Annotated in this window: 21 protein-coding genes; 17 read left to right on the forward strand and 4 right to left on the reverse strand. The window is 55.3% G+C overall.

All coding sequences use genetic code 11. The annotated features are described in order from the left end of the window. Window position 1 precedes the first annotated feature (1 nt). The 4 genes from fdx to sseB all read left to right on the forward strand — a co-directional run bounded on the left by fdx (window position 2) and on the right by sseB (window position 2,895). Window positions 2-337: an ISC system 2Fe-2S type ferredoxin gene (gene fdx, locus B9Y90_RS13905; RefSeq protein WP_008459424.1), complete on the forward strand. Its 336-nt coding sequence runs from the start codon at window positions 2-4 to the stop codon at window positions 335-337. An 11-nt stretch (window positions 338-348) separates the two neighbouring features. Further along, window positions 349-549 (forward strand): Fe-S cluster assembly protein IscX, encoded by a 201-nt coding sequence (gene iscX / locus B9Y90_RS13910; RefSeq protein ID WP_016537752.1) that lies wholly within the window; start codon window positions 349-351, stop codon window positions 547-549. 66 nt (window positions 550-615) lie between these two features. After that, entirely contained in the window at window positions 616-1,902 is a 1,287-nt protein-coding gene (gene pepB, locus B9Y90_RS13915; protein ID WP_008459420.1) for an aminopeptidase PepB, read from the forward strand. Between the two features lie 216 nt (window positions 1,903-2,118). Further along, entirely contained in the window at window positions 2,119-2,895 is a 777-nt protein-coding gene (gene sseB, locus B9Y90_RS13920) for an enhanced serine sensitivity protein SseB (RefSeq protein ID WP_085541572.1), read from the forward strand. Between the two features lie 50 nt (window positions 2,896-2,945). Here sseB and sseA read toward each other — a convergent pair whose 3' ends face one another. Further along, window positions 2,946-3,794 carry a 3-mercaptopyruvate sulfurtransferase gene (sseA, locus tag B9Y90_RS13925; protein WP_085541573.1) on the reverse strand — a complete coding sequence of 283 codons (849 nt, stop codon included), beginning with the start codon at window positions 3,792-3,794 and terminating at the stop codon, window positions 2,946-2,948. A 239-nt stretch (window positions 3,795-4,033) separates the two neighbouring features. Between sseA and B9Y90_RS13930 the strand changes: the two genes are divergently transcribed. From B9Y90_RS13930 to B9Y90_RS13990, 13 genes are all read left to right on the forward strand, one after another. Next, window positions 4,034-9,001: an alpha-2-macroglobulin family protein gene (locus tag B9Y90_RS13930; protein WP_085541574.1), complete on the forward strand. Its 4,968-nt coding sequence runs from the start codon at window positions 4,034-4,036 to the stop codon at window positions 8,999-9,001. Window positions 9,002-9,012: 11 nt separating this feature from the next. Beyond that, on the forward strand, window positions 9,013-11,340 hold the full coding sequence (gene pbpC / locus B9Y90_RS13935; protein ID WP_085541575.1) for a peptidoglycan glycosyltransferase PbpC: 2,328 nt from the start codon (window positions 9,013-9,015) through the stop codon (window positions 11,338-11,340). Window positions 11,341-11,508: 168 nt separating this feature from the next. Further along, the gene (gene ndk / locus B9Y90_RS13940; RefSeq protein ID WP_039296136.1) at window positions 11,509-11,940 is read left to right on the forward strand and encodes a nucleoside-diphosphate kinase; all 432 of its coding nucleotides are present in this window, start codon (window positions 11,509-11,511) and stop codon (window positions 11,938-11,940) included. Between the two features lie 298 nt (window positions 11,941-12,238). Further along, window positions 12,239-13,402, forward strand: a complete 1,164-nt coding sequence (locus B9Y90_RS13945; protein ID WP_008459410.1) for a dual-specificity RNA methyltransferase RlmN — start codon at window positions 12,239-12,241, stop codon at window positions 13,400-13,402. A 422-nt stretch (window positions 13,403-13,824) separates the two neighbouring features. Further along, entirely contained in the window at window positions 13,825-14,817 is a 993-nt protein-coding gene (gene rodZ, locus B9Y90_RS13950; protein WP_085541576.1) for a cytoskeleton protein RodZ, read from the forward strand. Window positions 14,818-14,855: 38 nt separating this feature from the next. Next, window positions 14,856-15,977 (forward strand): flavodoxin-dependent (E)-4-hydroxy-3-methylbut-2-enyl-diphosphate synthase, encoded by a 1,122-nt coding sequence (gene ispG / locus B9Y90_RS13955; protein WP_008459408.1) that lies wholly within the window; start codon window positions 14,856-14,858, stop codon window positions 15,975-15,977. A 115-nt stretch (window positions 15,978-16,092) separates the two neighbouring features. After that, entirely contained in the window at window positions 16,093-17,367 is a 1,275-nt protein-coding gene (hisS, locus tag B9Y90_RS13960; protein WP_008459407.1) for a histidine--tRNA ligase, read from the forward strand. 35 nt (window positions 17,368-17,402) lie between these two features. Then, on the forward strand, window positions 17,403-18,023 hold the full coding sequence (locus B9Y90_RS13965) for a YfgM family protein (RefSeq protein WP_085541577.1): 621 nt from the start codon (window positions 17,403-17,405) through the stop codon (window positions 18,021-18,023). Between the two features lie 10 nt (window positions 18,024-18,033). Then, window positions 18,034-19,215, forward strand: a complete 1,182-nt coding sequence (bamB, locus tag B9Y90_RS13970) for an outer membrane protein assembly factor BamB (protein ID WP_039296126.1) — start codon at window positions 18,034-18,036, stop codon at window positions 19,213-19,215. A 123-nt stretch (window positions 19,216-19,338) separates the two neighbouring features. Continuing rightward, window positions 19,339-20,844, forward strand: coding sequence for a ribosome biogenesis GTPase Der (der, locus tag B9Y90_RS13975; RefSeq protein WP_039296124.1), 1,506 nt, complete (start codon window positions 19,339-19,341; stop codon window positions 20,842-20,844). Between the two features lie 250 nt (window positions 20,845-21,094). Then, the gene (locus B9Y90_RS13980; RefSeq protein WP_085541578.1) at window positions 21,095-21,553 is read left to right on the forward strand and encodes an STM2901 family protein; all 459 of its coding nucleotides are present in this window, start codon (window positions 21,095-21,097) and stop codon (window positions 21,551-21,553) included. Then, window positions 21,547-21,879 (forward strand): DUF1493 family protein, encoded by a 333-nt coding sequence (locus tag B9Y90_RS13985; protein WP_085541579.1) that lies wholly within the window; start codon window positions 21,547-21,549, stop codon window positions 21,877-21,879. The genes B9Y90_RS13980 and B9Y90_RS13985 overlap by 7 nt, the downstream gene beginning before the upstream one ends. Before the next feature lie 22 nt (window positions 21,880-21,901). Next, on the forward strand, window positions 21,902-22,396 hold the full coding sequence (locus tag B9Y90_RS13990) for an Hcp family type VI secretion system effector (RefSeq protein WP_085541580.1): 495 nt from the start codon (window positions 21,902-21,904) through the stop codon (window positions 22,394-22,396). Window positions 22,397-22,537: 141 nt separating this feature from the next. Here B9Y90_RS13990 and biuH read toward each other — a convergent pair whose 3' ends face one another. The 3 genes from biuH to B9Y90_RS14005 are packed head-to-tail and all read right to left on the reverse strand — an operon-like array spanning window position 22,538 to window position 25,989. Next, entirely contained in the window at window positions 22,538-23,245 is a 708-nt protein-coding gene (gene biuH / locus B9Y90_RS13995; RefSeq protein ID WP_085541581.1) for a biuret amidohydrolase, read from the reverse strand. After that, window positions 23,238-24,548: a purine-cytosine permease family protein gene (locus B9Y90_RS14000; RefSeq protein WP_085541582.1), complete on the reverse strand. Its 1,311-nt coding sequence runs from the start codon at window positions 24,546-24,548 to the stop codon at window positions 23,238-23,240. The genes biuH and B9Y90_RS14000 overlap by 8 nt, the downstream gene beginning before the upstream one ends. Continuing rightward, complete coding sequence (locus tag B9Y90_RS14005; protein WP_085541583.1) at window positions 24,541-25,989, reverse strand: amidase; 1,449 nt, start codon at window positions 25,987-25,989, stop codon at window positions 24,541-24,543. The genes B9Y90_RS14000 and B9Y90_RS14005 overlap by 8 nt, the downstream gene beginning before the upstream one ends. Between the last annotated feature and the right edge of the window lie 257 nt (window positions 25,990-26,246).

The following is a 26,246-nucleotide window of genomic DNA, read 5'->3' on the forward strand; positions in this document are numbered from 1 at the left end:
TATGCCAAAGATTGTTTTTCTGCCTCATCAGGACCTGTGTCCGGATGGCGCAGTTCTGGAAGCGAAGCAAGGTGAAACTATTCTCGACGTTGCACTGCGCAACGGTATTGAGATTGAACACGCCTGTGAGAAGTCCTGCGCCTGCACCACTTGCCACTGCGTAGTGCGTGAAGGTTTTGATTCCCTCGCGGAAAGCACTGAAGACGAAGACGACATGCTGGATAAAGCATGGGGTCTGGAGCCGGAAAGCCGCCTGAGCTGCCAGGCTCGCGTCAGCGACGAAGACCTGGTGGTTGAGATGCCGCGTTACACTATCAACCACGCACGCGAACACTAACGGGAGCCGCCATGGGACTGAAGTGGACCGACAGCCGTGAAATCGGCGAAGCGCTGTACGACAGCCGCCCGGATCTCGATCCTAAGACGGTGCGTTTCACCGATATGCACCAGTGGATCTGCGAGCTGGAAGAGTTTGATGACGATCCGAACGCTTCTAACGAGAAAGTACTGGAAGCGATTTTACTTGTCTGGTTAGATGAAGCTGAATGATACACGGGCTGCCTTGGGCGGCCCGTTTTTGCATTTTGCCTGTGCTGAATAATGAAGGATTGGAAAATGACTGAAGCCATGAAAATCACCCTTTCCACGCAGCCAGCGGACGCACGCTGGGGCGAAAAGGCGACGTATAGCATCAATAATGACGGCATTACCCTACACCTGACCGGCAAAGACGATCTCGGTCTGATCCAGCGCGCGGCGCGCAAAATTGACGGCCAGGGGCTGAAGCACGTCCAACTGGCCGGTGAAGGCTGGGACGTTGAGAAAAGCTGGGCTTTCTGGCAGGGCTATCGTGCCCCAAAAGGCACCCGCAAAATCGACTGGGCGGTGCTGAGCGAAACCGAGCAGAAAGAGCTGGATAACCGCCTGAAAGTTATCGATTGGGTTCGTCATACTATCAACACGCCGGCTGAAGAACTTGGCCCGGAGCAGCTGGCTTCCCGCGCTGTCGACCTGCTGTGCGACGTCGCCTGCGACCACGTTTCTTACCGCATCACCAAGGGCGAAGACCTGCGTGAGCAGAACTATGCCGGTATCCACACCGTTGGCCGTGGCTCAGACCGCGCTCCTGTGCTGCTGGCGCTGGACTACAACCCAACTGGCAATCCGGATGCACCGGTTTACGCAAGCCTGGTCGGGAAAGGCATTACCTTTGACTCCGGCGGCTACAGCATCAAACAGACCGCGTTTATGGACTCCATGAAGTCAGACATGGGCGGTGCCGCGACTATCACTGGCGCACTGGCTCTGGCCATTACCCGTGGCCTGAACAAGCGCGTTAAGCTGTTCCTGTGCTGCGCGGATAACATGATCAGCGGCAACGCCATGAAGCTGGGTGACATCATCACCTACCGCAACGGCAAAACCGTTGAAGTGATGAACACCGATGCCGAAGGTCGCCTGGTGCTGGCCGATGGCCTGATTGACGCCGCCGCACAGAAGCCAGAGCTGATCATCGACTGCGCGACCCTGACCGGGGCAGCAAAAACGGCCCTGGGTAATGACTACCATGCGCTGTTCAGCTTTGATGACAAGCTGGCTGCCCGCCTGCTGGCAAGTGCGGCGGAAGAAAACGAGCCGTTCTGGCGCCTGCCGCTGGCTGAATTCCACCGCAGCCAGCTGCCGTCTAACTTCGCCGAGCTGAACAATACCGCGAACGCCTCTTACCCTGCGGGTGCGAGTACGGCGGCAGGTTTCCTGTCTCACTTTGTGGAAAACTACCACGAAGGCTGGCTGCACGTTGACTGTTCTGCGACCTACCGCAAAGGTGCCGTTGAGCAGTGGTCTGCTGGTGCGACTGGTCTCGGCGTGCGTGCGATCGCCAATCTGCTGTTAGCGAAGTAATATTTGCCCCTCACCCCGGCCCTCTCCCCATGGGGGAGAGGGAGAAAAAGTTCGGGGGAAGATAACACCGGACAGTCTCTCTCCCTTTCAGGAAGATAGACTCAGAACGCTCCCCCTCTCCCTGGAAGGGAGATGCACTCAGAACGGTCCCCTCTCCCTTCCAGGGAGAGGGTTAGGGTGAGGGTAAAACCTCTTAAGCTTTATCCCGGAATCACAATGTCAGAAACAAAAAACGAACTAGAAACCCTGCTTGAGCAGGCGGCAACCGAGCCGGCTCACCGCCCGGCATTTTTCCGCACCCTACTGGAGTCCACCGTTTGGGTGCCGGGCAATGCGGCAGAAGGTGAAGCGATTGACGCCGATAGCGCGGTTGAACTGCAGCACTGGGAAAAAGAAGACGGCACTTCGGTGATCCCTTTCTTCACCTCCCTGGAAGCGCTGCAGGAAGCGGTCAGCCACGAGCAGGCGTTTGTGGTGATGCCCGTGCGTACATTATTTGAAATGACGCTCGGTGAAGCGTTGTTCCTCAACGCCAAACTGCCGACAGGCAAAGAATTTACGCCAAACGAAATCAGCCATCTGGTCAGTGCGGAAAGCGATCCGCTGAGCCAGCAGGAAGTACTGGAGGGCGGGACTTCACTGCTGCTTTCCGACGTCGCCGAACCGCCGGCGCAAATGGTTGACTCCCTGACCACGTTGTTTAAAAACCTGAAAACGGTCAAGCGTGCGTTCATCTGCTCCATCAAAGAACAGGCTGACGAAGAGCCAAACCTGCTGATTGGTATTGAGGCGGACGGTGACATTGAGGCGATCATTCGCCAGGCTGGAAGCGTGGCTACCGATACATTACCGGGCGATGAGCCGGTTGATATCTGCCAGGTTGTTGAAGGCGAGAAGGGCATCAGCCACTTTATGATTGCCCACATCACGCCGTTCTACGAACGCCGCTGGGGCAGCTTCCTGCGCGACTTCAAGCAAAACCGCATTATTTAACGGCCGGTTATACGTATTCTAAGGGAGGCGCTATGCCTCCCTTTTTGTATTTATTGCGCAGGCTCAACGGGCAGATCTGGGCGAGCACCCCACTCACTCCACGAACCATCGTAAAGCGACACGCCGTTCACGCCCAGCGTGGTCAGCGCCAGAACCACAACGGCGGCGGTAACGCCTGAGCCACAGCTGGCAATAATGGGCCGCTCGAAGCTCACGCCCTGGCGTTCGAAGATCTCACTCAGTTTGTCCGTGGTCTTCAGTTGGCCATTTTCAACCAGATCCACCCACGGCACGTTAAGCGCCCCTGGAATATGACCACGCTTCAGGCCCGGGCGCGGCTCATCGGCCAGCGCGTTGAAACGCGGAGCAGGGCGGGCGTCCACAATCTGCGCAGTGCCTTCGTGACTGACCAGCAGCACGTCCGTCAGGCGTTTGATAACCAGCGGGTCGAAGTTAACGTCGAACTCACCTTCCGGCAGATCCGCATCCTCTTGTTCCAGCGGCAACGCTTCACGCTGCCACTCAGCCAGCCCACCGGCCAGAATGGACACTCTCTCTACGCCGAAAGTGCGCAGCATCCACCAGGCGCGAGGCGCGGAGAACAGGTTGCCTTCGTCGTAAACCACCAGATGCTTGTCACTGCTGACGCCAAGCTCGCGCATGGCCACGGCAAACGCCTCAGCTCGCGGCATCATATGGGGCAGGGGGCTGGTGTGATCCGAGAGCGCTTCGATGTCGAAATAGGCCGCACCAGGCAGATGCCCGGCACGGTACTCCGCAGGCATATCGCGAAGCGCTTCCTGGCCTGCTGGCGCCATACGGGCATCTAAAATCTGGATATCGTCATCGTTAATATGTTCTGCGAGCCAGTCGCTCGCGACGAAGAAAGAGGTGGACACAATGAGCCTCCGGTTCATCAAAGAAAAAGGGATTGTCGGTGTTTTTCTATAACCCGGCAAGCGGCCTTGCCTGACACCGCGAGATACTTCGTAAAACTTAATGAATACTGCTGCAAATTTACTGCCGCCTGCGAGGCATCGCGCAAGGCAGAGTATTCCGACTTTCGCTTTTCTGGCTAATCCGCATAATACTTGCTCTACGTAATGTTTAGCGGCCCTTATTGGCCAGGGATGAAAGAATGAATGCACTACGTTTGACGAGCCTCGCCGCGCTGGTGTGCGGCCTGTTGGCGCTTTCCGGTTGTGACGATAATAACAATCAGCAAACCGTTCAGCCCACCGCCTCTTCAGCGGCGGAACAAAACAGTAAGGCTGACACTAAGCCAGATGCTACTCAACTGGAAAAACTGGCACAGCAGTCTGCGGGGAAGCCGCTAAAGCTGCTGGATGCCTCTGAAGTGCAGTTGGACGGTGCCAGTACGTTACTGCTGACCTTCTCGATTCCGCTCGACCCCAATCAGGACTTCAATAACGTTGCCCATCTGGTGGATAAAACCAGTGGCAAAGTGGACGGTGCCTGGGAGCTTTCCAGCGATCTAAAAGAACTTCGTCTGCGCCATCTGGAGCCTAAACGCACGCTGATTGTGACCGTAGACAGCGGGCTGCTCGCGCTCAATAAAGCGACGTTCGACGACAGCTTTGAAAAGCAAATTGCCACGCGTGATATTCAGCCGAGCGTTGGCTTTGCCAGCCGGGGCTCCTTGCTGCCGACCAAAGTGATTGCAGGGCTGCCGGTGATGGCGCTTAACGTCGATAACGTTGACGTTAACTTTTACCGCATTAAAGACAGTTCCCTAAGCGCGTTTGTCAGCCAGTGGCAGTACCGTAACTCGGTCTCTAACTGGGAATCTGACAACCTGCTGAAGTTGGCCGACCTGGTTTACACCGGGCGTTTTGACCTCAACCCTGCACGCAACACCCGCGAGAAGCTTATGCTGCCGCTCGGTGATATCAAACCTCTCCAGCAGCCCGGGGTCTATCTCGCCATCATGAGCCAGGCCGGGCATTACGCCTACAGCAACGCTGCAACCCTGTTCACGCTGAGCGATGTGGGCGTTTCGGTGCATCGCTACCACGACAGGTTGGACGTATTCACCCAGAGTCTGGAGAATGGTGCCGCGCAATCGGGCGTAGAGATCGCGCTGCTGAACGAAAAAGGTCAAACGGTAGGGCAAACGAAAAGCGACGGTGACGGGCATGCCACGCTTGAGAAACTGAACAAAGGCACGTTACTGCTGGCGCGTAATGGTGAGCAAACTACGCTGTTGGATCTCAGCCGCCCGGCGCTGGATCTGGCGGAGTTTGATATTGCCGGAGAGCAAGGTTACAGCAAACAGTTCTTCATGTTTGGCCCGCGGGATCTTTATCGTCCGGGAGAGCCAGTTATCGTGAATGCCCTGCTCAGGGACGGAGACGGCAAACCGCTCCCGCCTCAGCCGGTGAAGCTTGAGGTTGTAAAACCGGACGGCCAGGTTGCCCGTACCGAAGTGTGGCAGTCTGCCAACGGACTTTATCAATTTACATATCCTCTGAGTGAAAGCGCGGCAACCGGTAACTGGCAAATGCGGGTCAACACCGGGGATAACCAGCCGCGTATCTGGTCATTTAAAGTTGAAGATTTCATGCCGGAGCGTATGGCGCTGAATCTCACGGCGCAAACTGCGCCGATAGCCCCTGAAGATACCGTCAATTTTGATGTTGCCGGGCGCTATCTCTACGGTGCGCCAGCCGCGGGTAACAGCCTTCAGGGGCAGCTCTTCCTGCGCCCTTTACGTGATGCCGTTGCAAAGCTTCCTGGGTTCCAGTTTGGCGATATTAATGAGCAAAACCTTTCCCGTAGCCTGGACGCCGTTGAGTTAACGCTGGATGAGCAGGGGCATACGACCGTCAGCGCCGAAAGCCAGTGGGGAGATGTGCATTCACCGCTGCGTCTTATTTTGCAGGCTAGCCTGCTGGAGTCCGGCGGTCGCCCGGTGACTCGCCGCGTGGAGCAGGCTATCTGGCCTGCTCAGGCTATGCCGGGGATCCGCCCTCAGTTTGCCAGCAAAGAGGTCTATGACTACCGGACCGACACTACCCGCACTCAGCCGATTGTCGATGAAGACAGCAGCGCAGGTTTCGACATTGTGTATGCCGATGCACAAGGCGAGAAACTGGCGGTGAAAGACCTGGATGTCCGCCTGATTCGCGAGCGTCGGGACTACTACTGGAGCTGGGAAGAAAGTGAAGGCTGGCGGTCTCAGTACGATCAAAAAGATCTGGTTGAAGCCGAGCAGAAGCTGACGTTGGCTGCCGGGGAAACGGGTAAAGTGGCCTTCCCGGTGGAGTGGGGCTCGTACCGTCTGGAAGTTCGCGATCCAGAGAATAACCTCGTCAGCAGCCTGCGCTTCTGGGCCGGCTACAGCTGGCAGGATAATAGCGATGGCACCGGTGCAGTGCGTCCGGACAGAGTGACGCTAAAAATAGATAAACCGTCTTACAAAGCTGGCGATACCATCAATCTGCATATTGCCGCGCCTGCCGCAGGTAAAGTTTATGCGCTGGTGGAATCCAGTGACGGGCCGCTGTGGTGGAAAGAAATCGATGTTCCGGCAGACGGCATGGATCTTGCCATTCCGGTGGATAAGAGCTGGCAGCGGCACGATCTTTACTTAAACACCGTGGTTATTCGCCCTGGAGACAAGGCGCGTTCCGCCACGCCTAAACGCGCGGTTGGTATCCTTCATCTGCCACTAGGAGACGAGAGCCGCCGTCTCGATCTGACGTTGCAAAATCCAGCCAAAATGCGCCCTAACCAAAACCTGACGGTTAAGGTAAAGGCCAGCATGAAAAATGGTGAAGTACCGAAGCAAATTAACGTGCTGCTGTCCGCCGTGGACAGCGGCGTACTTAATATCACCGATTACAAAACGCCGGATCCGTGGGACGCCTTCTTTGGGCGCAAGCGCTATGGTGCAGACATCTACGACATTTACGGTCAGGTGATTGAAGGCGAGGGGCGACTGGCTGCGCTTCGCTTTGGCGGTGACGGCGATGAAGGTGATGAGCTAAGCCGTGGCGGTAAAAAGCCGGTGAATCACGTCACTATCATCGCTCAGCAGGCCCAACCTGTTGCGTTGGATGAAAACGGCGAAGGAACGGTGACGCTGCCAATTGGTGATTTCAACGGCGAGCTGCGGATTATGGCGCAGGCCTGGACCGACGATCGCTTTGGTAATAGCGAAGAAAAAGTCACGGTTGCCGCGCCGTTAGTGAGCGAACTGGCCGCACCGAGATTTATGGCGAGCGGTGATACCAGCCGCCTGGCATTGGATCTCACTAACCTGACGGACAGGCCTCAGCAGCTTAGCGTGGCGCTTAGCGCTCAGGGGCTGTTAGCGCTCAATGGCGCGTCGACGATGGATGTGAAGCTGGCGCCAGGTGCTCGCGGCACGCTGTTTATTCCCGTACGTGCGCTGGAAGGTTTCGGTGACGGTGAAATCAAAGCCGTGATTAACGGACTTGCTCTGCCAGGTGAAACGCTGGCTGACCCAATCAAACAGTGGAAAATCGGCGTTCGGCCCGCATTCCCTGCGCAGACGGTGAACAGCGGTGCTGTGGTTAAACCCGGCGAGACATGGACGCTTCCGCCTAAGCATCTGTCCGGCATTGCTGAATCAACCCTGGAAGGTCAGCTATTGTTGAGCGGCCGTCCGCCACTGAACCTGGCGCGTTACATTCGTGAGCTAAAAGCGTATCCGTATGGCTGTCTTGAGCAAACGACCAGCGGGCTATTCCCGTCGCTCTACACCAACGAAACTGAACTGAATGCGCTGGGCATCATAGGTATTACCGACCAACAGCGCCGGGCAGCCATTGATGTTGGCATTGCCCGCCTGCTTGAAATGCAAAGCGATAATGGCGGTTTCGGGCTATGGGATAAAGCAGGGCCGGAAGAATACTGGCTGACGGCCTACGTGACCGACTTCCTGGTGCGAGCTGGCGAACAGGGTTACAGCGTCAATGGGGATGCACTTAACAACGCCAATCAGCGCCTGTTGCGCTACCTTCAGGATCCTGGTTTGATTGCCTTACGCTATAGTGATGACGCTCCGGCCAGCCGCTTCGCCGTTCAGGCTTATGCCGGGCTGGTGCTGGCCCGTCAGCAAAAAGCGCCGCTTGGGGCATTACGCGAACTTTGGCAACGTCACGAGCAGGCTCGAGCCGGGCTGCCACTCGTGCAGTTGGGGGTTGCCCTGAAGCTCATGGGGGATGAACCTCGTAGCCAACAGGCGATTGCTTTGGGGCTCAAAACTCAGCGAAGTGATAAACAGATCTGGATGGCGGATTACGGCAGCGAACTGCGGGATAAAGCGATGATGCTCAGCCTGCTGGAAGAGAACAAGCTGCTACCTGACACCCAGAATCAGTTGTTGCTTGAGCTATCGGACATGGCCTGGAGTCAGCGTTGGTTATCCACTCAGGAAACCAATGCATTGTTCATTGCCGGTCACGGTTTGCAAAACGTGAAAGGCGACTGGCAGGCGCAGACCTCGCTTGGTGCACAGCCACTGGCATCCAGCCAGTCGGTAACGCGTAATCTCAGTGCGCAGCAGCTTTCTGGTCTACAGGTGACCAACACTGGGATGGCCAGCCTCTATTTACGCCTCGACAGCGCGGGGTATCCGCAGCAGGCGCCGGCTGCCTACAGCAATGTGCTGCATATTGAACGTCACTTCCTTGATGCGAAAGGCAACACCCGGTCGCTTTCCTCACTGAAGAGCGGTGAGCTGGTTATGGTGTGGCTGGACGTTTGGGCAGACAAGAACGTACCGGATGCGCTGGTTGTCGATTTACTGCCGGCCGGGCTGGAGCTGGAAAACCAGAATCTGGCTAACAGCAGCGCCAGCCTGGGGGACAGTGCGAGTGAAATACAGACTCTGCTCAACCAAATGCAGCAGCAGGATATCCAGCATATGGAGTTCAGGGATGACCGCTTTGTGGCCGCGCTGCCGCTGAATGAGGGCCAGCATGCAACCCTTATTTACCTGGCCCGGGCCGTCACGCCGGGAAGCTACACTGTGCCAGTTCCGCAGGTGGAATCCATGTACGTTCCGCAGTGGCGGGCAACCGGTAGCAGTACCGGCACGTTGACCGTTGTGCCGTAAGCAGAACGTCGGTGCTTAACGGATCAAGGCTACGCTGGCGGCGGGGCTATCTCTGGCTGATTGCCCCGCTGCTGGCTGCCTCTTTTGTCTGGCTGGCGGATAAACTCTGGCCGCTGCCGCTGCAAGAGGTCAATCCAGCCCGGGTGGTGGTCGCGGCAGATGGCACGCCGCTTTGGCGTTTTGCTGATGCCGAAGGGATCTGGCGTTATCCCGTGGTGTTGAACCAGGTTTCTCCCCGCTACCTGGAAGCGCTAATCGGCTATGAGGATCGCTGGTTTTGGGATCATCCCGGCGTCAATCCTTTCTCAATATTGCGTGCGGCCTGGCAGGATCTTCGAAATGGGGAAGTGATCTCCGGCGGCAGTACGCTGACGATGCAAGTTGCGCGCTTATTGGATCCTCACCCCCGAACTCTCGGAGGTAAAGTTCGCCAGGTCTGGCGAGCCTTTCAGCTTGAGTGGCATCTTTCCAAAACGGAGATCCTGACGCTCTACCTTAATCGTGCCCCCTTTGGCGGTACCTTACAGGGGATCGGCGCGGCAAGCTGGGCCTACCTTGGAAAAGCGCCCGATCGGCTAAGTTATTCAGAAGCCGCCTTGCTTGCCGTGCTGCCTCAGGCTCCCAGCCGCCTGAGGCCCGATCGCTGGCCTGAACGGGCACAGCAGGCGCGGGATAAGGTATTGCGCCGCATGGCGGAGCAGGGCGTGTGGTCACATAAGCAGGTCGAAGAGGCTTTGCAGGAGCCGGTCTGGCTGGCACCGCGGCAGATGCCGCAACTGGCTCCGTTACTGTCGCGGGCGCTGGTAGCGAAAAGCAAGTCAACGTTGATTACGACCACGCTGAATGCACCTTTACAGCGCCAACTGGAAGAGCTGGCGCTGAACTGGAAATCACGCCTGCCGCCTCGCTCCTCGCTAGCCATGCTGGTTGTTGATCACACAACAATGCAGGTTCGGGCGTGGGTTGGCTCAGCGGATATCAACGACGACAGCCGTTTTGGACACGTTGATATGGTCACCGCGATTCGCTCGCCGGGGTCCGTGTTAAAACCGTTTGTTTACGGCATGGCGATGGATGACGGGCTGATTCATCCGGCGTCGTTGTTGCAGGACGTCCCGCGCCGGTTTGGCGATTATCGCCCTGGGAACTTCGACACCGGTTTTCACGGGCCGGTAAGCATGAGTGATGCCCTGGTGCGTTCGCTGAATTTGCCAGCTGTTCAGGTGCTTGAGGCCTACGGGCCGAAGCGTTTTGCCGGGCAGATGGGCAACGTGGGGCTTAATCTTCGCTTCCCTCAGGGCAGCGAGCCCAACCTGTCGCTTATTCTTGGGGGCGGCGGTGCCAGGCTGGACCAGATAGTGGCTGCCTACAGCGCGTTTGCCCGTCATGGCAAGGCCGCTCAGTTGCGGGTGCTGGAGAGTGATGCCCTGCGAGAGCGCCCGCTTATGTCGCCTGGTGCGGCCTGGATTATCCGCCGTATTCTTGCCGGAGAAGCCCAGCCTCAGTCAGATGCTTCTTTACCTCCCGTCGTCCCTCTGGCGTGGAAAACCGGGACCAGCTACGGGTATCGTGATGCCTGGGCCATAGGCATTAATTCGCGCTATCTGATTGGCATCTGGACCGGCAGACCTGACAGCACACCGGTGGCGGGGCAGTTTGGGCTGGGCAGTGCCGTACCGCTGCTGAATCAGGTGAATAATTTGCTGCAGGCTAATTCGCGCGTACAGCAGCTCCATTTGCCGGCCGATCCCCGGCCAACGTCTGTCACAGCCGCAGAGATCTGTTGGCCTGGCGGGCAGGCATTACCCGTCGGAGATGTAAACTGCCGTCGCCGTCTGGCAACCTGGCTTCTGGACGCTGCTCAGCCGCCCACGCTGCTGGCACCGGGGCAAGAAGGCGTGCAGGGCACGCGCCAGTTTATTTGGGTTGACGCGCAGGGGAAGCGAGTGGCAGCCGATTGTCCTGGGGCTATTCAGCAGACAGTTGCTCTCTGGCCATTGCCCCTTGAACCCTGGCTACCCCCGGCTGAGCGCCGTGCTGCTCGCTTGCCTGTCGTTTCAGCCAGTTGCCCGCCTCTACAGAAAGAGAGCGCAACGCCGCTGCTGTTGCTTGGCGTGCGCGACGGCACTATTTTGAAACGCTTACCAGGGCAGATGCAGCTCCCGCTACGGCTTTCCAGTCAGGGCGGGCAGGGCCAGCGGTGGTGGTTTATCAACGGGGAAAGTGAAGAGAGCAAAGGCGATGGGCTGGCCTTAATGCTCAATAAACCGGGCGACTATCAGGTCGTGGTGATGGATGAGTCCGGGCAGGTTGCCAGCGCGGCCTTTACCCTGCAGTGACGCCAAAACGTGAAATCTCGCCCGCTGCAGCAATAGTGTTGCCAAAACTAATCTTATTTTAAAAAAATGTTATCTCCATCCATAGGCAACGACAAACTTGCTCTTTATAATCTGCGCCAATTTCATAACCGGGTTTCCCGGACACACAGAACATCTACAGAGGTAATCATGGCTATTGAACGTACTTTTTCCATCATCAAACCAAACGCGGTGGCAAAAAACGTTATTGGTAACATTTATGCTCGTTTTGAATCTGCAGGGTTTAAAATCGTTGGCGCAAAAATGCTGCACCTGACCGTTGAGCAGGCTCGTGGTTTCTACGCTGAGCACGACGGTAAGCCGTTCTTCGACGGTCTGGTTGAGTTCATGACTTCTGGCCCAATCGTTGTTTCTGTGCTGGAAAGCGAAAACGCAGTACAGCGTCACCGCGACCTGCTGGGCGCAACTAACCCGGCTAACGCACTGGCTGGTACTCTGCGTGCAGACTACGCGGACAGCTTCACCGAAAACGGCACCCACGGTTCTGATTCCGTAGAATCCGCAGCCCGTGAAATCGCCTACTTCTTCGGCGAAGGAGAAGTGTGCCCACGCACACGCTAAAATATCCGTCATCCTTTGAGCCGCAGGGGTGTTAGCTGCAGGAACTCATCCCAGTCACTTACCCAAGTAAGCTCCTGGGGCTCATTCCCTTGCTGCCTACCTGCAACTCAAATGATTTTGGATATTCCCGACGTGAAAGCTTATGTGACATTTTTTAATCGTTGTTCGCTTTCAGTCGTGGCATCTATGCCATAGAATTTGTACAATGCAACGCCCCCGGAAGAGCCTGCTCACCGGGGCGTTTCTTTTTCTAACCCTCCAGGGGCCATAACGTGTAACAACGAGGCCGGAAAACATTATGTCTGAAATGAACACGCCTGAAGCAACACCTGTTGTTGTTTCCAATAAAGCCGAAAAAATTAACCTGCTCGATCTCAACCGCCAGCAGCTGCGCGAGTTTTTCGCCGAGCTGGGTGAGAAACCTTTCCGTGCGGATCAGGTCATGAAGTGGATGTATCACTACTGCAGTGATGACTTCGACGAAATGACGGACATCAACAAGGTCCTGCGCAATAAGCTGAAAGAGATCGCCGAGATTCGTGCACCTGAAGTTGCTGAAGAGCAGCGTTCTGCCGACGGTACCATCAAGTGGGCAATCAAAATTGCCGACCAGCTGGTGGAAACGGTGTATATCCCGGAGGAAGATCGCGCCACGCTGTGTGTTTCTTCTCAGGTTGGCTGTGCGCTGGAATGTAAATTCTGCTCAACCGCGCAGCAGGGCTTTAACCGTAACCTGCGTGTGTCTGAGATTATTGGTCAGGTCTGGCGCGCGGCGAAGATTATCGGCGCGCAGAAGAAAACCGGCGTGCGCCCTATCACCAACGTGGTGATGATGGGCATGGGCGAACCGCTGCTGAACCTGAACAACGTTGTTCCGGCAATGGAAATCATGCTCGACGACTTTGGCTTTGGCTTGTCCAAACGTCGCGTAACGCTTTCCACCTCTGGTGTGGTACCCGCGCTGGACAAGCTCGGGGATATGATCGACGTCGCGCTGGCTATTTCCCTGCACGCGCCGACCGATGATATTCGCGATGAAATCATGCCGATCAACAAAAAGTACAACATCGAAACCTTCCTGGCGGCCGTTCGTCGTTACCTGGAGAAATCCAACGCCAACCAGGGCCGCGTTACGGTGGAATACGTTCTGTTGGATCACGTCAACGACGGCACAGAGCACGCGCATCAGCTGGCCGAATGCCTGAAAGATACGCCATGCAAAATCAACCTGATTCCATGGAACCCGTTCCCGGGTGCGCCTTATGGCCGTAGCTCCAACAGCCGTATCGATCGCTTCTCTAAAGTTCTGATGAGCTATGGTTTTACTACCATTGTTCGTAAGACTCGCGGTGACGATATCGATGCTGCATGTGGTCAGCTGGCAGGTGAAGTGATTGACCGCACCAAGCGTACTATGCGTAAACGTATGCAGGGTGAACCTATTGCCGTGAAGGCCGTCTGATAAGAGATAGCTATTTACCGCGCTGAGCGAGGGCGCTTCGCGCGGTATAAAAAACGGGCAAAAGTGTATGTGTCGTCAATAACGTGGCCTAATACATCATTCAGGATAATAATTACGGTGCGTTTCTGGCGGCTTTAAGGCAGTATGTAGCGTCGCAACAACAGTTTAGTTGTGCCCATTTCGTAAAGTTAACGGACAACCTGTCAAAGGGTGACTAAGGTTAACTCACCGGCGGGTCCGGTAACCCACTAAAATACCAGCTAGCGCTAACAGCATGGCGGGTACCGGGTTTTTTTACTGAGGGGTAGCCTTCAGGTATCAGATTTGTTTCGCGGTGCGAGTCAATCTGACGTAGCGGAGACGCTGCGGTACAGGACTTGTGCCAAATTCTTTAATTTGAACAGTACCAGCAGTTGTAGCTAATGAATACTGAAGCCACTAACGAATCAAATGCAGCACAAACCACAGGCCAGCGTTTACGTAATGCACGTGAGCAAATGGGGCTCAGCCAGCAGGCTGTAGCCGAACGCCTGTGCCTGAAAGTTTCCACCGTCAGGGATATCGAAGACGACAAGGCGCCTGCCGAGCTGGCGTCGACTTTCCTGCGTGGCTATATCCGCTCTTATGCGCGACTGGTTCATATTCCTGAAGAAGAGCTGTTGCCGATGATGGCGAAACAGGCGCCGATTAAGGCAGCCAAAGTTGAGCCGATGCAAAGCTTCTCTCTTGGTAAGCGTCGTAAAAAGCGCGACGGCTGGCTGATGAGTTTTACCTGGCTGATTCTGTTCGTAGTGATTGGCCTGACGGGCGCATGGTGGTGGCAAAACCACAAAGCTCAGCAGGAAGAGCTGTCTACGATGGCCGACCAGTCAACCACCGAACTTTCTGCAAGCAGCGGCCAGTCTGTGCCGCTGAACACCGGCAGTGATACTTCTACCGATGCAGCATCTACATCAACCCCTGCGCAACCTGTTGAACTGCCTACGCCAGTGGAGAACACCGCTTCTTCTTCTGCGCCAGCCCAGCAAACGGCTGCTGCAGATGCGGCTCAGCAATCTGCCGTTGTGGCGCCAAGCCAGGCACCAGTTGATAACGCCCAGACAACGCCAGCGCCAACTGCAGGCCAACTGCCAACCGACCAGGCCGGCGTGAATCAGAGCGCGGATGCCTCTCAAGGGCTGTCCATGCACTTCACCGCTGACTGCTGGCTGGAAGTCACCGATGCCAGCGGCAAAAAGCTGTTTAGCGGCCTGCAGCGCAAAGATGCGAAGCTCGATTTAGCGGGTAAAGCGCCTTATAAACTGAAAATTGGCGCCCCGTCAGCAGTACAGGTTCAATATCAGGGCAAACCTGTGGACCTGAGTCGCTTTATCAGAACTAACCAGGTTGCACGTCTCACTGTCGGTGCTGAATAATCAGCGCCAGTTCAGACGCGTAATTGTGGAGATTTACCATGCATAATGCCGCACCCATCCAACGTCGCAAATCCAAGCGGATCTACGTCGGTAATGTGCCAATCGGCGATGGTGCCCCTATCGCCGTTCAGTCGATGACCAATACGCGTACCACCGATGTGGAAGCTACGGTTAATCAAATCAAAGCATTAGAACGCGTGGGTGCCGATATTGTTCGTGTATCCGTGCCGACAATGGACGCCGCAGAGGCGTTTAAGCTTATCAAGCAGCAAGTCAGCGTCCCACTGGTCGCCGATATCCACTTCGATTACCGTATTGCGCTTAAAGTCGCGGAATACGGCGTTGATTGCCTGCGTATTAACCCCGGCAACATCGGCAACGAAGAGCGTATTCGCTCGGTGGTTGACTGCGCACGCGATAAAAACATTCCTATCCGTATCGGCGTGAATGCCGGTTCTTTGGAAAAAGATCTGCAGGAAAAATACGGCGAGCCGACGCCTCAGGCGCTGCTTGAATCCGCTATGCGCCACGTCGATCATCTCGATCGCCTCAACTTCGATCAGTTTAAGGTGAGCGTAAAAGCGTCGGACGTATTCCTGGCCGTTGAGTCTTATCGCCTGTTGGCGAAACAGATCGATCAGCCTTTGCACCTCGGGATCACCGAAGCGGGCGGCGCGCGCGCGGGCTCTGTAAAATCTGCTATCGGCCTCGGGCTGCTGCTCTCTGAAGGGATCGGCGACACGCTGCGCATTTCCCTGGCAGCGGATCCGGTGGAAGAGATCAAAGTGGGCTTCGACATCCTTAAGTCGCTGCGCATTCGCTCCCGTGGGATCAACTTTATCGCCTGTCCAACTTGCTCACGTCAGGAGTTTGACGTTATCGGAACGGTAAACGCCCTGGAGCAGCGTCTGGAAGACATTATCACTCCGATGGACGTTTCGATTATCGGCTGCGTGGTGAATGGCCCGGGTGAAGCGCTGGTTTCCACGCTTGGGGTGACCGGCGGCAATAAAAAGAGTGGTTTCTACGAAGATGGCGTCCGCCAGCGAGATCGTATGGACAACGACGACATGATTGCGCAGCTTGAAGCGCGTATTCGTGCCAAAGCCAGCATGCTGGATGAAAAACAGCGTATTGATATCCAACAGCTGGAAAAATAATGCGAAGCATGGGAAGCACAAGGCTTCCCGTGTATGATTGAACCCGCACGGCCGTTTACCTGAGTAAGTGGCCTGATTTCGGGTTCATTTTTTGTATATAAAGCAGAGAACAAACGTGGCAAAAAATATTCAAGCCATTCGCGGCATGAACGATTACCTGCCGGGCGAAACCGCCATCTGGCAGCGTATTGAAGGCATTCTTAAGCAGGTGCTCGCGAGCTACGGTTACAGCGAAATCCGTTTGCCGATTGTAGAGCAGACCCCGTTATTCAAACGCGCTATCGGTGAAGTCACCGACGTGGTTGAAAAAGAGATGTATACCTTTGAGGATCGCAACGGCGACAGCCTGACCCTGCGTCCTGAGGGCACCGCGGGCTGCGTGCGTGCCGGTATCGAACATGGTCTTCTGTACAATCAGGAACAGCGTTTGTGGTACATCGGGCCGATGTTCCGCCACGAACGTCCTCAGAAAGGGCGTTACCGCCAGTTTAATCAGCTGGGTGTGGAAGTGTTTGGCCTGAACGGCCCGGATATCGACGCTGAACTTATCATGCTGACCGCTCGCTGGTGGCGCGCGCTCGGCATTGACCAGCACGTAAGCCTGGAGCTCAACTCCATTGGTTCTCTGGAAGCACGCGCTAACTACCGTGATGCGCTGGTGGCTTTCCTGGAGCAGCATAAAGAGAAACTGGACGAAGACTGCAAACGCCGCATGTACAGCAATCCGCTGCGCGTGCTGGATTCCAAAAATCAGGACGTTCAGGCTCTGCTGAACGATGCGCCTCAGTTGGGCGATTATCTTGATGAAGAGTCCCGCGAGCACTTCGCCGGTCTGTGCCAGTTCCTGGATGCCGCAGGCATTGCTTACACCGTTAATCAGCGCCTGGTTCGCGGCCTGGATTACTACAACCGCACCGTATTCGAGTGGGTGACCAATAGTTTAGGTTCCCAGGGTACCGTGTGTGCCGGTGGCCGCTACGATGGTCTGGTGGAACAGCTTGGCGGGCGCGCGGCGCCAGCGGTTGGCTTTGCCATGGGCCTCGAACGCCTTGTTTTACTGGTTCAGGCGATTAATCCTGAATTTAAAGCCGAATCCGTTGTCGATATGTACCTGATATCTTCAGGTCAGGGAACGCAGGGCGCGGCAATGCTGCTGGCTGAAAAGCTACGTGACCAGGTGCCGGCCCTGAAATTGATGACTAACTACGGCGGCGGTAACTTCAAGAAGCAGTTCGTTCGTGCCGACAAGTGGGGCGCTCGCGTTGCACTGGTGCTGGGTGAAGATGAAGTCGCTAAAGGCGAAGTCGTGGTTAAGGATTTACGCACAGGTGAGCAACAAAACGTCGCGCAAGCCGACGCTGCCGCCCATCTGCAGGCGTTACTGGGTTAATTACCCGGTGATTATTCGTTAAGGAGAAGGACTGCGTGGAAGTTTACGAGAACGAAAACGATCAGATGGAAGCGGTTAAACGCTTCTTTGCAGAAAACGGCAAAGCGCTGGTAGTCGGGGTTGTGCTGGGTATCGGCGCTCTGGTGGGCTGGCGTTACTGGAACGGCCATCAGGACGACTCCATGCGCGAAGCCTCCCTGGCATACCAGAATGTGACCAGCGCGGTGAAAGCTGATCAGCCACAGACGCTGGAAGCGGTTGAGAAATTTGCCGCTGATAACAAAAATACTTATGGCGCGCTGGCGGCATTAGAGCTGGCGCAGCAGTTCGTGGATAAAAACGATCTGAATAAAGCGGCAACGCAGCTGCAAAACGGCCTTAGCAGTACCAAAGATGCGAACATGCAGGCGCTGATCAACCTGCGTCTGGCTCGCGTTCAGATTCAGCAGAAACAGGCCGATGCCGCGCTGAAAACCCTGGATAGCGTGAAAGGCGAAGGCTGGGTAGCGATGGTTGCCGACCTGCGCGGCGAAGCGCTGCTCAGTAAAGGGGATAAGCAGGGCGCTCGTGAAGCGTGGAGCAAAGGTTCACAGACCAATGCTTCTCCGGCCCTGCGTGAAATGATGCAGATGAAAATCAATAATTTGTCCAGCTAAGAGGGACCCGATGCAATTGCGTAAACTATTTGTGCCTGGGCTGCTCTCTTTGACGCTGCTCAGCGGCTGCTCCCTGTTCAGCGGCGAAGAAGATGTGGTTAAAATGTCCCCGCTGCCAACGGTGGAAAACCAGTTCACTCCGGAAAAAGCGTGGAGCACGTCCGTGGGTGATGGAATCGGTGATTTCTACTCTAACCTGCATCCGGCGTGGCAGGGCAGCACCATCTATGCTGCTGACCGTCGCGGTACTGTGAAAGCGCTGAATGCGGACGATGGCAAAGAAGAGTGGAAGGTCGATCTCTCTGAGAAAACCGGCTTCTTCTCCAGCAATATTCCTGCTCTGCTGTCTGGCGGCCTGACCGTTGACGGCGGCCACGTTTATGTCGGCACCGAAAAAGCGAAAGTCTTCGCCCTGAATACCTCCGACGGCAGCATCGCCTGGCAGGCAAAAGTAGCTGGTGAAGCGTTATCTCGTCCGGTCGTGAGCGACGGCGTGGTGCTGATTCATACCAGCAACGGTATGCTGCAAGCGCTGAACGAAGCAGACGGTGCTGTAAAATGGAGCGTTAACCTCGATATGCCTGCGCTGTCATTGCGTGGTGAATCGGCTCCGGCCACCGCCTTTGGTGCCGCTATTGTCGGCGGAGATAACGGCCGCGTTAGCGCCGTGCTGATGCAGCAGGGCCAGCTTATCTGGCAGCAACGTATCTCCCAGGCTACCGGCGCGACAGAAATCGACCGCCTGAGCGACGTTGATACAACGCCGGTTATCGTTAACGGTGTGGTTTACGCGCTGGCTTACAACGGCAACCTGACGGCGCTGGATCTGCGTTCAGGCCAGATCATGTGGAAACGTGAGATGGGCTCGGTGAACGACTTCATCGTGGACGGGAACCGCATTTACTTGGTGGATCAGAATGACCGCGTTGTGGCGCTGAACGTAGACGGCGGCGTAACGCTGTGGACGCAAAGCGATCTGCTGCACCGCAACCTGACCGCGCCAGTGTTGTACAATGGCTACCTGGTCGTTGGCGACAGCGAAGGCTACATGCACTGGATCAACAACGATGATGGGCGCTTTGTTGCCCAGCAGAAAGTCGACAGCTCCGGCTTCCAGACGACGCCAGTAGTTGCCAGCGACAAACTGCTTATCCAGGCAAAAGACGGCACGCTGTACGCCATCAAACGCTAAACTTGTCGGATAATCGTCACGTTTGAAACGGTTCCCTTAGTTCGGGAGCCGTTTTGGCTTTTTAAAAACAGCCGAAAATTGACGCTGTTTTATTAATAAATTTTGAGTAATGAGGCTTTTATAATGGTACCTGTGGTCGCGCTTGTTGGGCGCCCTAACGTCGGTAAATCGACCCTGTTTAACCGCTTAACGCGTACCCGCGATGCGCTGGTTGCGGATTTTCCGGGGCTGACTCGCGATCGCAAGTACGGTCGTGCGGAAGTCGAAGGCCGCGAGTTTATCTGTATTGATACCGGCGGTATCGATGGCACCGAAGACGGTGTGGAAACGCGCATGGCCGAGCAGTCGCTGTTGGCGATTGAAGAGGCGGATGTTGTGCTGTTTATGGTGGATGCTCGCGCGGGCCTGATGCCTGCCGATGAAGCCATCGCTCAGCACCTGCGCTCCCGCCAGAAGCCTACTTTCCTGGTGGCGAACAAGACCGACGGTCTTGACCCGGATCAGGCGGTGATTGACTTCTATTCCCTTGGCCTCGGCGAAATCCACCCGATTGCGGCTTCCCATGGCCGCGGCGTGACCAGCCTGCTGGAACACGTTCTGGTGCCGTGGATGGACGATATAGATCCGCGTGAGCAGCCGGAAGAGATGGATGAAGACGAAGCCTACTGGGCCGCGTTTAACGCCAAAAACGGTATTGTCTCCGAAGACGAAGAGTTTGAGGAAGAAGAGGAAGAAGAAGCCTTCAACCCTCAGGATCTGCCGATCAAGCTCGCGATTGTTGGCCGCCCTAACGTAGGTAAGTCCACGCTAACTAACCGTATCCTCGGCGAAGAACGCGTTGTCGTGTATGACATGCCGGGCACCACCCGCGACAGCATCTACATCCCGATGGAGCGCGACGAGCGTGAATTCGTGCTGATCGATACCGCGGGCGTGCGTAAGCGCGGGAAAATCACCGACGCGGTGGAGAAATTCTCGGTAATCAAAACCCTACAGGCGATTGAAGACGCGAACGTTGTGCTGTTGGTTATTGACGCCCGCGAAGGCATTTCCGACCAGGATCTTTCCCTGCTGGGCTTTATCCTGAATAGTGGGCGCTCACTGGTTATCGTGGTAAACAAGTGGGATGGCCTGAGCAACGAAGTTCGTGAGCAGGTGAAAGAGACGCTGGACTTCCGTCTGGGCTTTATCGACTTCGCCCGCGTGCACTTCATCTCCGCCCTGCACGGCAGCGGCGTGGGTAACCTGTTTGAATCCGTGCGTGAAGCCTACGACAGCTCCACGCGCCGCGTAAGCACCGCGCTGCTGACCCGCATCATGAACATGGCGGCGGAAGACCATCAGCCACCGTTGGTGCGCGGCCGTCGCGTTAAGCTTAAATACGCACACGCCGGCGGTTATAACCCGCCAATCGTGGTGATTCACGGAAACCAGGTGAAAGACCTGCCGGACTCCTACAAGCGCTACCTGATGAACTACTTCCGCAAATCGCTGGACGTGATGGGGACGCCAATCCGCATTCAGTTCAAGGAAGGGGAAAACCCGTTCGCCGGGAAACGTAATACCCTGACGCCGAACCAGATGCGTAAGCGTAAGCGTCTGATCAAGCACATCAAGAAAGGTAAGTAACGATTCACTAAAAATCGTTAGTGATTGAATAAACCAGAAATACGCATTATGGACTGCACCCCAAAAGTTGGATACCCAACTGAGTAAGGTGCAGTTTTTTTATGGAAAGACAAAAACATTTTCATGAAACCCGGTGTCATTATGGGGAGTGAGCAGTCTTAATCGATCTTAGGGTGTGATAGAGCTCATCCCGGGAATAAAACAAAAGCCTCTATGATTACTTTCCACAAAGCTGCAAAGGGATTTAATAGTGGATACTGTTGAGGAGCTAAACGGAACGTATTTCTATGCAGGGCGCTCTAATCTTACCGCCAGTGAGCTTTTTTTCATGATTTTTTGCGAGACAACAGCGGATCATTTTGGGATTGATGATGTGGTGGCGGTGGCAGCTCTTTATAGCAGAGTGAATAACCAGAAGACCAGAACGAAGCCGAAGGGGGCAAAAGAAGGTACTTCACGAGTTTCTAAAGTGATGAGGAAGTATTTTAAAACAGCAAAATTTCCCTTTGGGATCAAACTACCTACCTGGGTTGGTGGTTACACTCCCTGGACTGCGGAGCGCCGGATGGTAGCACAAATCAGTACTTTTGTGGGGCGGACAATCCCCCTTGTAGGGGAGGTGATTTTACTCGCTGATGTATCTCAAATTGCTTACTGCTCAATACGTGATTACAAGCGTATAGCGAGGGGTAAAGATAAATTATGGTAAATGACATTGAGCAACGTATTTTCGCGTTGGCAAGGCGCTATAACGGTGTTTATTTATTTAATAATGAAAAGAAGCAAAGGTTATTAACAGCAGATACAGATTTTGACACTGATATGCTTTTAGATATTGGTGAAGCCGAAGATTTAATGGATGAATTTTTCAAAGAATTTCAGGTTAGCAGAGAAAATTTCAAGATAGAAACTTACTATCCTGATGAGCCTTTTTCATGGAATCCGTTCAAGAAATGTCCACCAATCCCCGTTCCTGATTTCACTATCGGTATGTTGATTGAATCAGCAAAAGCCGGGAAATGGTTATACGACTAATCGTAAGCAAGGAGCTTTAGACATGGCTGTACCAGTACACTTATTTTTGACCGATGACGGTGGTGCAATAATCCGTGGCTCTTGTGATGTACAAGACCGTGAAGGAAGTGTCGAATTACGTGGCTTGTACCATTGCTTAACTATTCCTACCGATCCTATGACGGGAAAAGTTACCGGAACACGGCAGCATTCTCCATTCCAGTTTACCAAAGAGCTTGATAGTGCATCCCCGTACCTGTTCAAGGCGGCAGCGACCGGTCAGACGCTCAAATCAGCCGAATTCAGGTTTTATAACATTGATTACGCCGGGCAAGAGGTTGAGTATTACCGTATCACTCTGGAAAATGTGAAAGTTATTTCTGTCAGTCCAGTTATGCATGATACGCGGGGTTGCCCGGGAAGCGGTCATATGGAGGAGGTCGCCCTGAACTATGAAAAGATTACCCATCTGTACAAAGATGGTAATTTACTGGCTCATGATGCCTGGAATGAGCGTCCTGGTGCGTCGAATTTTTAATATACGCATGGGGGTACACAATTTGATGTTTCAGGTCATTTATTTAAAACAAACGTAAAGCGCTCTATTTGCCATTCCTGTCAAATAGAGCTTGATAGCTAATGCGTTCCCCGTTTGAAGTGGAATGCATTGGTTCTGGCGTTAAACTTCCATCACTGACCTGCGATGACTCAATCCTTCCAGCAAGACCTCTGAACTCGCCACTGCCCCAAAAATTCCTCCCTGCATGTGAATCATGCTCAGTGCCGCTTCGTGATGTTTTACTTCCGTTGCTGCACAGCAGTCGGTCAGGACCAGGCATTCAAAACCGCGGTCGTTGGCTTCGCGTAGCGTGGTATGCACGCAAACATCTGTCGTAATACCGCTCAGAATCAGATTGCGGATGCCCCGGCTGCGCAGGATCAGCTCTAAATCGGTGGCATAAAACGACCCTTTTCCCGGCTTATCAATAATCACTTCTCCCGCAAGCGGCGCCAGTTCCGGAATGATTTCCCAGCCCGGTTCCCCGCGCACCAGGATACGGCCGCAGGGACCATCGGCACCGATCTCGGCATTCATGCGTTTTGAACGCCAGCGCTTATTCGCTGGCAGGTCGCTTAAGTCCGGGCGATGCCCCTCGCGGGTATGAATAATCGGAAAGCCAAGCTCCCGCATCCGGGCCAAAACGCGCTGAAGCGGTTTTATTGGCGCGCGCGTGAGCGCAATGTCATAACCCATGCTGTCGACATAGCCGCCTTTACCGCAGAAATCGGTCTGCATATCGATAATGATCAACGCGGTGTCGCTGGCGCTATAGTGGCCATCAAAGGGCCAGGCATAAGGCGTTGAATTTATAGTGTAATCAGGCATTTTTCCCCTCCATGATGCTTGTTGGAGCTTCGCTTTTGACTTTCATTATCAGGGTGTAACTGATGGCCGCTGTCACCAGGCCAATGACTGCTTCGCCAAACTGTGGGAACAGCAGGTGGGCGATAACGGCGCACAGGCTGCCGATAGCCCATGCCGCAAAGGCACTGCCGCGCATACGGCTTGTTTTACGGCTTTGGCTAATTTTGGCCATAAAAATCAAATCAACGATCATCACCGCGCCAAACGGTGGCACGACAATACCAAGCAGGCTCAGCCATTCCAGGAAATAAGACCACACGCCTGCTAACGCTAATACGCCACCTGCCACGCCAAGAATAAGCGTCCAGAGCCGCATTTTGCTGTGGAACAGATGGCTGTAGCCAACCGCCCCGTTGTAAAGGCAGTGGGTACACACGGAGCCGAGATTAATAAACACAAACAGGCAGGCGATGGCCGACAGTAATTCTCCGTGCCCCATCAGAATCGGCAGGAAGTTCCCGCCGTTGCTTGCAGGGTCAACGGCCGCGCCGACCGCCACGATAACTACGCCAAAAAGATAAGAAATGACGTTGGCGACGGGGAAGGCCGAGAAAGCGGCTATCACGGCAGATTTCCCGTTTTTTGACCAGCGAGTGAAATCTGCGGTCATGGTGCCGGAATCGGCAAAGCCCGCCACCACCATGGTAACGGCAGTGCCCATGCTCATGGTGCCCACGGCGGCAGGACTGCCGTGCCATTGAAGGACGGCGCTGAAATCATGCTGCTGGCTAATCAGCCAAAGTGCGACCAGGCCAAGCACCACAAACAGCGGGGCGGCAATCATTCCCAGAATCGACAGGGCCCGCACGCCGAGGAACGTGACCCCGGTGTAGAGCACGATGGCGAACGCCGTCACCGCCAGCGCGTTCCAGCCGAACGTCTGATTGATCACGGTGCCGGTCAGGCCGGTCTGGAAGGCGTACCAGCCAATCACCACCGTAGAAAGAAAACCAGAGACCAAAATGTAGCCTTTAGTGCCGAAGGTGCGTTTGGCCTGCAGGGCGAAATTCATGCCCGTTTGCCCGGCAAACCAGCTGAGGGAACCCACGTAGGCAAACAGCACCAGGTTGCCAAGCAGAATAGCGATGATGGCCGGCCAGAAACCCAACGACCAGGTGATGATGCCGCCAAACAGCGCGTTGGTGAGGATCATCGGGAAGCCAAACCACACTGCCGAAACGGACCCGGTGGAGTGGCGATGGCTCAGCGGCACAGGTTCATGCTCAAATTCCTGCTCCAGGGCAGGGGATGATTTCTTATTCATGGACAACTCCGAGTGAAGCAGGGCTGATGTGGTTCCATGGTTGAATGCGCTCGAACGCGGCGCTTGCCGCGAGCACCAGGCCATCATCCAGATGACGACCCACGATTTGCAGTCCGACGGGCAGGCCGTCAGAGGTAAAGCCTGCGGGCACTGAAGCAGCTGGCTGACCGGTAAAGTTGAAAGGGAAGCAGAACGAGAGCCAGTGGTCGCTTCTGACCATGCGTCCGTCTATGATTTCCGGCCCCTGCATGTTGAGCGGGAACGGCGGCACGGCGAGTGTGGGGGAAAGCAGCAGATCGTAGCGCTGCATAAAGCGCCAAAGCTGATTGCAGATTTTTTTACGCTGCGTGTTGGCATCGGTGAATGTTTCGGCCCGCCATGCGTGCTGTAGCATGACGCTCAGGTGCGGCGACATGCGCGGCCCCAGTTCGGCCTGCATTTTACGCATGCCTGTCAGGTCGCTTTCAAAGGCGACAAGCGCGGCAAACGTCGAGACTTCATCGGCGATACCGGGGTCAACTTCATCCAGCTCAGCGCCCAACTCACGCGCAAAACGATGCGCCGCTTCCGTCGTGACCCGGCGAACTTCGCGGTCAACCGCGACGTAACCAAAATCGGCGCTAAAAGCGATACGCAGGCCGCTCAAGGGCTTTTCTACCGAGGCCAGCCAGTCAACGTCAGAACTCGGGATTGAGTGGCGGTCGCGCATATCCGGGCCTGCCAGCAGTGACATCATCAGCGCGGCATCGCGCACGGTGCGCGTCATGGGGCCTATGTGCTCCAGCGACTCCCAGCTGGAAACGCCTGGATAGCGATCGTCGCGGCAGCCGGGCCAAAGCGGGACTCGTCCCATAGAAGCTTTCAGTCCATAAACGCCGCAGTGGGCGGCAGGAATGCGAACCGAGCCACCGCCGTCGCTGCCAAGCGCAATCGGGCACATCCGGGCGGCGAGCGCGGCACCGGAACCTGCGCTGGAGCCGCCCGGTGTTTTGCTGAGATCCCAGGGGTTGCGCGGGGAGGGAAACAGAGGATTGTGCCCCACGCCGCTGTAGCCGAATTCGGGGGCAGTGGTTTTACCCAGCAGGATGGCATCTGCTGCCAGCAGACGCTCCACGGCGATATCGTCCTCTTCTGGCACAAAGTCCTGATAGGCGACAGAGCCTGAGGTGGTCTTTACCCCGGCAGTACAAATCAGGTCTTTCACCGCCAGAGGAACACCCGCCAGCGCGCCTAAGGGTTGCCCGCTGGCACGCTTAGCATCAACGGCGCTCGCCTGAGCCAGAGCCAGCTCCGGCGTCGGGGTACAAAACGCCTGAATCAAGGGCTCACGAGCCTGCTGGCGGTCAATGGCTGCCTGAGTGACCTCACGGGCTGAAACCTCGCCACAGCGAATCAGTGCGGCCAGCGCAGTGGCATCTTTATCTAACAGCTCATCAAACATGAAAATCCTCCCCGATTGACCACGTAAAGGGAGTGATTCAATTATCATGCCAATGACTTCAAAAAATTGAAGGTGCCAGCTACGGCGCTATCTGGGATACCAGTTTGGATACAAGTGCTCATCCACGAAGGAAGATGCTGGGCAAAAACGGTGCATTAATGCGCTAACTTTGCCAGCCTTTTGCCCAATGCCGGAATGAATCCATCTTAACGTTATGGGTATATAATGGGGCACATTAATGATTTAGCGGGAGGAAA

The organism is Cedecea sp. NFIX57 (genome assembly GCF_900177785.1).
GTDB classification, from domain to species: domain Bacteria; phylum Pseudomonadota; class Gammaproteobacteria; order Enterobacterales; family Enterobacteriaceae; genus Cedecea; species Cedecea neteri_C.